Below are 11,442 nucleotides of genomic sequence, written 5' to 3'. Positions count from 1 at the left end.
GATACTGCGCTCGGGTGATTTCAGTCCAGGCCATCTTGATCTCATCAGGTTATCGCAAACCCATGAATCATAACCCGCTGAAATCACTCAACTCATTTTCGGTCAGACACTTAGAAATATCGTTTTGTATTCAGACTAATTTTTGTCTGTATTCGGGTGAATATCCTGATATTGCAGCGAATTATGTTTTTCTCTTTTTGCATTTTATCTGTGCAGAATAAATCTGAAATGTATTTGTAATAAAAAGGGAATTTCACTGGATTTCGGAGGACCGTATGTCGTTGCAGTTCTGCATAACGGACCTGATTCCTGAGTTAACGTACCCGCGGTTGAGGCTTCGCCGGTGCGACTCTGGAATCGTCACATTGAATGAAACAGATGGGACCAGATATCCGGAGCGTAAAACTGGTACGACTGCAGGATACCGGGCGTCCAGGGGGCAAAAAAATCCGTTTACGTCTGCCGACGGTTACAGAACCGGCAGACGTAAACGGTATATGCAGTTTGTTCCAGGTAAGCTTTCGTTTCTGGTCAGATGCCAGAAAAGTCAGTATTATTTATCACGGAACGTCGCAACCTTTTCTGCCGTTACATGCGGATCGCCGCTGCCAAAAGTAGCCATTACATAATTAACGAGACTGGCAATTTCGCCGTCACTCAGGCGCTGGACCTGTGAGTGCCCACCGAAGCCCGGCATTGCCGCATGAGTTTTTCCGGCTGTCCGGTCCACACCGTTCAGCACTACCATGATCAGATTGTCGGGACGCAGGGTTCCGACTGCCGAATTGGTGAAAAGGGACGGCGCATAATGGTCCGCGGTTCCGGCTCCATTGCGTCCATGGCAGGCAGCACAGTTCGCATCATAGAGATGTGGACCCGGCATCTCAGACAGGTCGTCGATCCGTGTCGGCCCGCTGGTCCGGATATCAGGCTCATTCGCAGGCTGCCCGAAACTGTCACGCGCTTTATGTTCGAGATCGTCCTCCATTGCCGGGACCTGTTTTATCCAGGCGGCGAGCGCTTCCAGATCGCTGTCAGTCAGCCTGCTGGTGCTGTGTTCGACAGCTTCCCCCATCGGCCCGGCGGCCTGAGAGCGGTCTGGCGCGCGGCCGGTACGGAGATAGGCAATCAGATCACTTTCACTCCAGTTGCCGATTCCGCTGTTCGTGCTGGAGGTAATGTTCGGAGCGTACCAGCCACTCAGAGGTCCGCCCGCGAGATAGCGATCATGTTTTTCATCAAGCATGAAATTGCGGGGCGTATGGCAGGTGCCGCAATGCTCCAGGGCATTGGCCAGATATTCACCTCTCTTCAGTTTGTCATAGGTAGCGGAATCGCCGGTTCCCGGCGTTTCCTTCGTCGCGAACATGTTCCAGACCGTCATTGACGACCGCAGACTGGCCGGAAAGGCGAGGGAGGTCGGAGGAGGACTTTCCGCGACCGGTTTCACGCGATGCATGAACCAGGCATAAAGTGCCCTGACGTCCTGATCTGTCATGCCGGCGTAGGAGACGTAAGGCATGACGGGATACAGATAGGAGCCGTCACTCCGAACGCCGTGCCGCACAGCCTGATCGAACTGCTGTTCAGTATATTTGCCGATCCCGTGGTCCGGATCGGGTGTAATATTGGTTGAAATGACGTCACCCATGGGCGTGCCGACTTTCAGGCCTCCGGCAAAGGGTTTCCCGCCTTTGCCGGTATGACAGGCGACACAGTCCGCGGCTGTCGCAATATAGGCGCCGCGGGCCAGTATGGCTTCATCATCGGACCCGTTGCCTTCAGCGGCGACGCCATGACCAGCCGGGGCGGGATCTGCAGCTTCCGCGAAAGCCGTTCCCGCCACGGGACCACTCAGAACGGTGCCGGCAGCAAGCAACATGTAAAAGATATTTCTGAAATCAGGCATGAACGAGTTCTTTTTTCAGCGTGTCGGCAACGCGCAGCGCAAGAGCCGCCACGGTGAGGGTAATGTTGCCGGTCCCGACTGATGAGAAGACAGAGGAACTGGCGATGAACAGATTGTCGTGGTCATGCGACCGGCAGTGTCCGTCCACCACGGAATCTTTTGGATCCACACCCATAATCGTACTTCCGGCAGGGTGATCCTGCGGGAAGTAACCGGACGTCCACTGCTCGTCAGTACCATGCATCAGGCCGATAAGCTGACGAAAGACATCACGGGTATGTTCACAGCTCCGGACCGTATAATCCGGAAGCTTATAGTAGACATCAGGATGCGGAATGCCGAGGACGTCTTTCCTGGTTTTGTTCAGCGTCAGACGGTTATCGGGATCAGCCAGGCCCTCGTTGTGGCTGAACAGGCGCACTGTGTGAGAGGCAAGATAGCGGATCTGCTCCTCCAGCTCACGGCCGACATAACCTTTTGAAATGGCGAGCTGAGTAGCCAGGTCGACCTGATTGTCATCGACCATATGTACCAGATAGGCTCCGCGTTCGTTGCGCCACGGACCATCGCGGAAGTTGTCGATCACATTGGTTTCAAGCGGGCCACGACCCGGCCACCATGCGTCGTCACCACTGATGAAGGTCACCTGGACGCCGGTATGGTCCATCATATTCCGTCCGACATGACCGGAACTGTTGGCGATACCGTCGGGACTCTGTTCATCCGCCGAGACCAGCAGAAGCTTGGCTGTCTCGATGCAATGTGCCGCAATGACAAAATATTTCCCGGTAACGCGGTGTGATCCTTTATCCGGATCGAAGTAATGGACAGCGGTAACGCGTTTGTTCGCGCTGTCCCGCTCGATTTTATATACGACAGCGTTCGGAACGAACGTCGCGCCTGCCGCTTCGGCGTCATAAACGGAATAGCTGCCATTATACATGGCTCCGATCGGACAGATCGGCATACAATTGTTATGCCCCTCGCAGGTCGGTCGCCGGTCGTAAGGACGCGTATTGCGGGCCTGCGGCTCATGCACGACGCGCCAGGGAGTTTTTTCCGTGATCAGTTTCCGGAACTGCTGCGCCGCGTAGGAAATCGGCAGAGCTTCCATCGGATACGGCTGTTTGCGGGGAGAGCCGAGATCCTCGACGAGCGGATCGGGACCGCATACCCCCATCATGGCTTCCGCCTGATAGTAGAACGGCTCAAGATCATCGTATTTCAGAGCCCAGTCACGGCCCTGACCGTAACGTGTTTTCAGTTCGAAATCCGATGGCAGATAGCGCCAGGCGCAACCTGCCCAGTGCCAGGTCGTGCCGCCCATCATTCTCAGATAAACCTGCTGATAGGCCTCGGCATCCGGGCCGGAAGTATGCAGATACTCGTTTGGTGTCTGCTGATCCGGCGGATGCAGCGCCCAAGGGACCGCCGGAAACGGGCCCTGATAGGACGGTTTGTTTTCCAGATTGCGAAAATTCTCAACGAAATGCTGGCGATCCACACGGGGGCCGGCTTCCAGCACAATGACGGAGATACCCGCACGGGCCAGTTCGTTGGCAATGGAACTGCCTGCGACGCCTGATCCGACAATCACGACGTCAGCGGAAAGATTCTGTTCGGAAGACATGCGGCTGACTGATCTCGCTCTCAGGTGGGCTCTACGACGAATTTTGACGGAGACAGGGCGGGCTGACCGGCCGGACGTGCCACATCGGGCGGCCGGGTCGTCCAGTAAAACGGACCGCCTGTTGCATAGGTTTTGGGATAAACAGCATCTTTTGTGATGTCGAACATCAGTGCGGACCGGTAGACCACGACTTTTCCATCAGCAACACCGCGATACCACCCGGTCATGATCTCGTGGATGACATCCTTAAACGCTTTGTCCTGTGTCTCGGCCGCGCGCGCGTAGTCGGACGCGCTGGCGAAATTTTCCTTTGTCAGCAAAGCGTACAGCGCCTGAATCCGGGCCGGCCGATCCGCATTGCCGTGCAGAATACCATTGCAAAGGGCTGCGCCGATCCGCTGATCGAGCGTGTCCCGATCCGTCAGCCGACGTGATACGGCCATGAACTGTGACAGGATTTCGCTGTGGTCCGTCGTCTGCAGGCTGGCGCTATGCTGGTCCTGGGCACGCGCATGCGCGACGCCGCCCAGAAGCGCGGCGCTCATACCGGTCAGCAGACTGTCGCGCCGCGAGATGCGCAGAAGTCTGCTGAGCCGCATAGCGTTTGGAGAGAGTTGCCACAGGGAGAGGGACTGGCAGTCCCGGTCCTTTCTCATGCCGTACACCCTTCATGATGAGATCTGCATGACATGCTCCGGCATGCAGACTGTGATAAGCCTGTTTCATTCGGGGTAAAGCGAGACCGTATGATCCGCAACCAGCAACCGGACAAAATCAGGGTCACGATCTGATAACCTGATATTTGAAAAGTCTCTGAAAGCTGCCGGAAACTGGCTTTTCCTGATGACAGTCCTGTCAGTTGCAGGTGTAAAATCCAAAGAAACAACACCGTTTTACTGGAAAGCAGACGGTTTTTTCTGTCCGGATCGTGCAGGAAAAGAATTTTTTGCCAGAGCAATATTATACCATGCTCTCCGTCCGGAGCATGGCTGATGTCCGGATCGGAGAAAGGTCAGTCCGCCACTGTTGCGCCTCTCCAGCTGAGACGATCCGTCAGGAAATGCCGGGCAAAGAGCAGGGTATCGTTATTATGTCCTGCAGGGATTTGTGCCCGGCTCCAGAACCACGTCTGTGTGCCGGACTGTTTTCCGGCCTGCATCGGGATAGGCCGCCAGCGTTACGCGGGCAGAAACCGCCGGAGCCCAAAGCCCGTTGGCTTTTCGTTCACGACGGAGGGCTGCATCGCCACCCGGAACTGATGCAACGCGCGATCCCAGACAGGAAGGTCCGTATTGTCCGGCACTTCGACCGTCGTTACGCCACAGCGCACGAGGAATTCATACTGATCTGGCAGGACATGGCCGGACGCCCGGATCTCACGTGTAAAGTGCAGGTGCTCCCGCAACGCGCGTGCCTGGCTGAACGCCCGGCCGTCCCGGAAAACAGGGAATGTTATCACGATGAGAGAGAGGCGTGGCAGAGCACCCCGCAAGACGGAGACAGATTCATCCACCGGAAGCATAACGCCCAGTTCGCCGGCGCTTCGCCCCAGTCCTTCGCTCAGGCGTGACAGCGGGACAATCACCGGGCCTGTTCCGAGTGCTTCGCCTTCAGTGGCGTAAGACCAGCGGTCAGTGACCGGGTGACCGTTTTCAAGCAGGAGCATAAACGACATCCTTGAATGCGGCGGTGCCAATCCGGCGATAGGTGTCCAGAAAGCGCTCGGTTCCGTTGCGCCGCACGAGATAGAAGTCAACCAGGCGTGCAACAGCATCGACGGTATCGTCTTCGCTCATTGCCGGACCGAGAATCTGCCCGATTGAAGCGTCTTCCTCACCAGACCCGCCAAGTGTCAGCTGGAAGGCTTCCTCACCACGCTTATCGACGCCGAGAATGCCGATATGGGCAGCATGATGATGTCCGCAGGCATTGATGCAGCCAGAAATATTGATCCTCAGAGCACCGATCTCGCGCTGAAGTTCCAGATCGGCGAAACGCGAACTCAGCTTCTGTGAAATCGGAATCGCCCGTGCATTGGCCAGCGCGCAGTAATCCAGACCCGGACACGCGACGATGTCTGTGATGAAACCAATATTCGCCGTCGCGAGGCCTGCGACTGAAAGAGCCTGCCAGACTTCGTAAAGCCGGTCCTGCCGCACATGACCAAGCACCACGTTCTGCAGATGGGTGACACGCAGTTCACCAAAGCTGAAGCGCTCTGCGAGATCAGCCAGCAGATCAAGCTGTTCTGCGGTGGCGTCGCCAGGTATCCCACCGGCTGGCTTCAGGGACACCACAACCGAGAGATAGCCAGGGGCACGATGCGGGTGAGTATTGGTTCTCACCCAGGCATCGAACGCCCTGTCCTTTTTCCGCGCCTGCGCCAGAAGAGCCGGAGCATCGCCTTCCGGCTCGAAGGCGGGAACGCCAAAACGGTCGCGGATCGCCTGTACGAGTGCTGGCTCAAGACGGTAGCGTGCCCGATCCATTGCCGAAAATTCCGTATCGACGCGCTGACGGAAATCCTCAGCCCCCAGCGCCTGAACCAGAATCTTGATACGGGCCTTATAGATATTATCGCGTCGGCCAAACTCGTTATAAACGCGGAGGATCGCTTCCAGATAGGCGACAAGATCTTCCTCAGGAAGGTCGTCGCGCAGTTTTGTGCCGACAATCGGCGTGCGGCCGAGACCACCGCCAACAAAAACCTCAAACAGAGGACGTCCGTCCGGTCCCGGACGGGCGATCAGGCCAATGTCGTGGAAGCGGGCTGCAACCCGGTCCTGAGGACTGCCGGAAATCGCAATTTTGAATTTGCGCGGCAGAAAGGTGAATTCAGGATGCAGTGTTGACCATTGCCGCAGAATTTCCGCGTGTACGCGCGGATCGAGCAGTTCGTCCGCAGCGGCTCCTGCGAACTCATCGGATGTGACATTGCGGATGCAGTTGCCGCTGGTCTGGATCGCATGCATGTCCGCTTCAGCCAGCACTTCCAGTGCGGCAGGCGTGTCTTCCAGTCTGATCCAGTTAAACTGGATATTCTGACGTGTGGTGAAATGTCCGTAACCACGATCGAATTCGCGCGCAATCCGTGCCAGAGCCCGCACCTGCCGGGACGCGAGAGTTCCGTAAGGCACGGCCACGCGCAGCATGTAGGCGTGGAGCTGGAGATACAGGCCGTTCATCAGCCGCAAAGGCTTGAATTCATCCTCGGTCAGTTCACCCGAGACGCGCCGCGCAACCTGATCGCGAAACTGGTCGATCCGCTCGCGCAGAAAGGTCCGGTCCACCTGATCGTAAGCATACAGACCGACCTGACGGTTTACAGGCACGACCTCTTCCCGGATCATCGTATCAGCCGACATGGCTGCTCTCCCTGGTGCGGTTTTCCGCCGCGAAATCCTGTGGTGAAAATTCCGGATGGACAGACGGCCCGAAAGCACGGATGCGTTCACGCGCCGTCACAGGAACAGTCCGGCCAGCCTCATCTTCCTGCACCTGCACGCCGTACACACCCAGCACGCCCTGAGACTGAGCCTCCGGTTTTACCTTGTCCAGAATTGCCTCGACCTGATCGTTCGGAATCAGCGACGCATCTGAAATCAGCGTACACCACGCTCCGTCCTTCATGCGCCACACAACAATCCCGTCAAGCAGCCGGTTAGCAGTGATAACGCTCCGGCCCCCGGCATCGCGTCTGTTGCTTCTGATGTCCACCACGACAATAAATTCCCCTGAATCAGGTGTGTCGTATGTCAATTACGATGACGTGTCCGCAATTACAACGTCTGATACAGATTTCACGTTTTATCTGTGTTAAATCTGAGCCGCCATATCGTGAGCGGGACGGTCTTCGGCGAGGCCGCCTGCCCATGCGAGCTTTCCATCGCGAAATAACCTTGCTTCCTTAATAACAAGGCTTACTCCTGCCGCAGGCAAGGTAGCGGCCTCAGTTTCCGGCCGGAGAATCTCAACCATCCGCGTGCCAAGATCAACCGACAACCGGGCCATTCCATATCGTGCCCCGATCCGATGAACTGTTGTGTCCGCGCCCGTATTTTCAAGGCATGCTTCATGCGGCCGGATCATCGCCGTGGCTGGCCCGTCAACCAGTCCCGCTACAGAAAACGCTTCGACATTCATCTGGTTCGGCACAAACCGCCCTGCCGAAACCTGCCCCTCAAAACGAAGTGATTCCCCAAGAAACTCCATGACAAATGGTGTCGCGGGTTCCTGCTCAAGTGTCTGAGGGTCCGCATCCTGGACGATCTGCCCGTCCTGCATCACGACTACCCGATCCGCAACGTCAAGCGCTTCTTCCTGATCATGCGTCACCAGAATGGTCGTCAGACCAAGCTGGTCGTGCAGTGATCGGATCCAGGCCCGGACGGTTCGTCGTACCACGGGATCGAGCGCCCCGAACGGCTCGTCGAGCAGTAACAGGCGAGGCCCCGTAGCCAGCGCCCGCGCCAGCGCGACCCGCTGCCGCTGCCCGCCCGAAAGACGTTCGGGATAAGCCTGACTGAGATCCGGTAATTGAATCAGGGTCAGCAATTCGGTGACGCGTGCCGCGATATCGTTCTTTGACGGTCTCTTCCGGCGCGGCAGAACGTCCAGTCCGAAGGAAATATTTTTCGCAACCGTCATGTGCCGGAACAGGGCGTAGTTCTGAAATACGAACCCGACATTGCGTTCACGGGGCGCCAGTCCCTCGACCGCGCGTCCATCAATGATGACGTGACCCGATTCCGGCGCATCCAGGCCGGCAATCGAGCGTAACAGAGTCGTCTTGCCCGCGCCGGATGGCCCGACCAGCGCGACAAAGCCACCATCCGGAACGTCAAGAGAGACGCCCCGGAGCAGAACTTTTTCTGCCGCTCCGGGTGCACGCCGCACCAGTGTTTCGATCCGCACACTCATGCGTCCTGTCCATGGATTACGGCGTTGCGTGCCCGGGCTTCAAAAAACGACCGCAGGCCAACCGTTGCCATCGCCATCGCTGCCAGAAGCGTCGCCATGCTGAAAGCGGCGACTGACTGGTAGCCATTATAAAGGGTCTCGATATGCAGCGGCATTGTCTCAGTCAGTCCTGGAATGTGGCCAGACACCACCGATACGGCGCCGAATTCACCCATTGCCCGCGCAGTCGTCAGCAATACTCCCGACAGAAGTGCCCATCGCACGTTCGGTAAGGTAACCTGCCACAGAATCTGCCAGAACGATGCCCCCAGCAGCATTGCGGCGTCTTCATCGTCGCGGCCCTGCTGCTCCATAAGTGGCAGCAACGTGCGTGCGACAAAAGGAAAGGTGACGAACAGAGTCGCCAGCAAAATGCCGGGAGGCGCAAATGCGATATGAACGCCGATCCGGTCCAGGGCCTGACCCCACCAGCCCTGCGTTCCGAACAGCAGAAGCCAGACCAGACCGGCTACGACGGGAGAGACGCTCACCGGCATTTCGATCAGCGCAGTCAGAACGCCACGTAACGGGAAACGATATTTGGCAATCAGCCAGGCAGCCAGCACACCGAAGACAGTGTTGATGACAACGGAAGCCAGAGTCATCGTGACGGTAAGCCGGATTGCCGACAGCGCGTCCGGATCGGCGAGAGTGGTCAGAGCTGTTCCGAAACCATTACGAAGAGCTTCAGCCACGACCAGAACCGGTGGCAGAATCAGCATGATACCGACGATCGTGTAAGTCGCCGCGATCAGAAGCCAGCGAGGGATATCAGCCTCTCTTCGGGAGGATTGCGTAGTGCTCACGGTGCCGCTCCTGCGACCATACCGCGCGCCACCCGTCGCCGCAGCCAGGCGATGCCCATAAGGCAGAGAGACGATGCGACCAGCAGAATAAACGCAATAGATGTGGCGCCGGGGTAATCGAATTCCTGCAACCGGACGACAATCAGAAGCGGTGCGATCTCACTATGAAATGGCTGATTTCCGGCAATAAAGATTACAGATCCGTACTCGCCGATGCCCCGCGCGAAAGCAAGTCCGAAACCGGTTACTGTCGCCGGGAGCAAGGCAGGAAGCACGACACGTGTGACCACCTGCCGTGGCCGTGCTCCCAGAAGCCCCGCAGCCTCCTCGAATTCAGGTGGCAGATCTCTCAGGACCGGCTCCACACTCCGCACGATGAAAGGCAGCCCAACAAACATCAGCGCCACAACAATTCCCGTTGCCGTATAGGCAATACTGATTCCCAGATGGGCCAGCGGCGCTCCGAGCCATCCCTGCGGTCCGTAAAGGGTCGCCAGTGTAATACCGGTCACTGCTGTCGGAATAGCGAACGGCAGATCAATCAGCGCGTCGATGATCCGACGTCCTGGCAGGCGTGCCCGTACAAGAGCCCAGGCAAGAATGACACCGAGTGGTACATCGATCAGTGCGGCTATAAATGCCGAGACAAAACTGATCCGCAGTGCCGCGAACATTCGCGAATCCTGCAATGCGGCCGTCATTGCACCAATACCTTCCTGCCACGGCCGCATAATAAGAGCTGCCAGTGGCAGGACCACGATCAGTCCGGTCCAGAACAGAGTCGCGACCAGAGCAATGCGAAACCCCGGCAGAGGGTCTGCCGGCCGCCGTCCCCGAGGCAGCGCAAAGGACACATCGGCCACTTCAGTCATTACTGCTGTAAATCTGATCAAAGATGCCGCCTGCGGCGAAATGTGTTTTCTGCACTGATTTCCATCCCCCCAGACTCGCAATATCGAATGTCTGCACTGCGGGAAACCGGTCTGCATTTTCTGCAGCAACGGTCGGGTCGACAGGGCGAAAATAATGTGTTGCCGCGATTTTCTGAGCCTGCCCCGAATACAGGAATTTCAGATAGGCCTGAGCGGCATTCTCTGTGCCGTGTCTGCGGACGTTTCTGTCGACCAGCGCTACGGGCGGCTCAGCCAGGATCGTGAGCTTCGGAACAACAATATCGAACTTTTCCGGTCCAAGGTCTTTCGCCGCAAGAAGCGCTTCATTTTCCCATGCGATCAGAACGTCGCCCATGCCTCGTTGCACGAAGCTGTTCGTCGCACCCCGCGCTCCGGCGTCGAGGACGGGAACATGCATGAACAGGTCCTTCAGATAAGCACGCGCTGTCTTTTCATTCCCCCCTGGCTGACGTAATGCCCAGCCCCACGCCGCCAGGTAATTCCATCGTGCGCCTCCGGATGTTTTGGGATTAGGTGTCACCACCTGAATTCCGTCCCGGACAAGGTCAGGCCAGTCCAGGATTTCCTTCGGATTCCCTTTGCGAACGAGAAAAACAATCGTACTGGTAAAAGGCGTGGAATTGTGCGGCAGTCGCTTTTGCCAGTCGCTGGCCAGCAGGCCGTGCTGTGCCAGCATGTCGATGTCGCGCGCCAGTCCAAGTGTCACAACGTCAGCCGGTGCGCCCTCCAGAACAGAGCGCGCCTGAGCGCCGGAGCCACCATTGGAGGTTCGGACAATGACAGCATTCTGTCCCTGTTCGGCAGAAAAGGCCGGGTTGATGTCGTGATACAACTCCCGGGTCGGGTCGTAGGAAACGTTCAGTAATGCTGTCGCCGCTCGTGCTGAACGCTGCTGTCCGGATGCTGCGAGTCCGGCACAGGCCAGCCCTCCGCCGAGTAAGACACGGCGGGAAATGCTCAGAGGCGGACTCAATGACACACTCCGGAATCTCAGTTCAAAATACCACTATTAAAATTAGTGATAATGGAATATCCACAATATGATATCGCGGCAACCGGGGCAAGCCCGGGTGTATCCAGTAATAATAACACGATAAAATTTCGTGATATGGTTAGGGCCTGTTAGATCTTAAAATACTTCCTATATTGTATGGATTGAAGAAGGAGACGGAACAGGCACTTTCACTGATGAGACATGGGCGATCTGGGAACCGCTGATTGAGG

At 57.1% G+C, this 11,442-nt stretch carries 10 protein-coding genes; all 10 read right to left on the bottom strand.

What is annotated here, in order from left to right; genetic code table 11:
* Positions 1–553: 553 nt before the first annotated feature.
* Positions 554–1,909, bottom strand: a complete 1,356-nt coding sequence (locus GOB93_RS20045) for a cytochrome c (protein ID WP_173585164.1) — start codon at positions 1,907–1,909, stop codon at positions 554–556.
* Positions 1,902–3,539 (bottom strand): GMC family oxidoreductase, encoded by a 1,638-nt coding sequence (locus tag GOB93_RS20040; protein WP_173585163.1) that lies wholly within the window; start codon positions 3,537–3,539, stop codon positions 1,902–1,904. The genes GOB93_RS20045 and GOB93_RS20040 overlap by 8 nt, the downstream gene beginning before the upstream one ends.
* A 20-nt stretch (positions 3,540–3,559) precedes the next feature.
* A complete protein-coding gene (locus tag GOB93_RS20035; protein ID WP_173585162.1) occupies positions 3,560–4,195 on the bottom strand; it encodes a sorbitol dehydrogenase family protein in 636 nt (211 codons plus the stop codon).
* 521 nt (positions 4,196–4,716) lie between these two features.
* Complete coding sequence (locus GOB93_RS20030) at positions 4,717–5,205, bottom strand: DUF934 domain-containing protein (protein WP_173585161.1); 489 nt, start codon at positions 5,203–5,205, stop codon at positions 4,717–4,719.
* Positions 5,192–6,904, bottom strand: coding sequence for a nitrite/sulfite reductase (locus GOB93_RS20025; protein ID WP_242010955.1), 1,713 nt, complete (start codon positions 6,902–6,904; stop codon positions 5,192–5,194). Before GOB93_RS20025 ends, GOB93_RS20030 begins: the two co-directional genes overlap by 14 nt.
* Positions 6,894–7,256 (bottom strand): DUF2849 domain-containing protein, encoded by a 363-nt coding sequence (locus tag GOB93_RS20020; protein WP_173585167.1) that lies wholly within the window; start codon positions 7,254–7,256, stop codon positions 6,894–6,896. Before GOB93_RS20020 ends, GOB93_RS20025 begins: the two co-directional genes overlap by 11 nt.
* Before the next feature lie 99 nt (positions 7,257–7,355).
* A complete protein-coding gene (locus GOB93_RS20015) occupies positions 7,356–8,459 on the bottom strand; it encodes a sulfate/molybdate ABC transporter ATP-binding protein (RefSeq protein WP_173585160.1) in 1,104 nt (367 codons plus the stop codon).
* Complete coding sequence (gene cysW / locus GOB93_RS20010) at positions 8,456–9,268, bottom strand: sulfate ABC transporter permease subunit CysW (protein ID WP_173585165.1); 813 nt, start codon at positions 9,266–9,268, stop codon at positions 8,456–8,458. The genes GOB93_RS20015 and cysW overlap by 4 nt, the downstream gene beginning before the upstream one ends.
* A 32-nt stretch (positions 9,269–9,300) precedes the next feature.
* On the bottom strand, positions 9,301–10,176 hold the full coding sequence (gene cysT, locus GOB93_RS20005) for a sulfate ABC transporter permease subunit CysT (protein WP_173585159.1): 876 nt from the start codon (positions 10,174–10,176) through the stop codon (positions 9,301–9,303).
* The gene (locus GOB93_RS20000; RefSeq protein ID WP_408742426.1) at positions 10,169–11,191 is read right to left on the bottom strand and encodes a sulfate ABC transporter substrate-binding protein; all 1,023 of its coding nucleotides are present in this window, start codon (positions 11,189–11,191) and stop codon (positions 10,169–10,171) included. The genes cysT and GOB93_RS20000 overlap by 8 nt, the downstream gene beginning before the upstream one ends.
* Positions 11,192–11,442: the final 251 nt, after the last annotated feature.

The organism is Acetobacter musti, assembly GCF_011516835.1.
In the GTDB taxonomy this organism is placed as follows: Bacteria; Pseudomonadota; Alphaproteobacteria; order Acetobacterales; family Acetobacteraceae; genus Acetobacter; species Acetobacter musti.
This window is presented reverse-complemented; position numbering and strand designations above follow the sequence as displayed.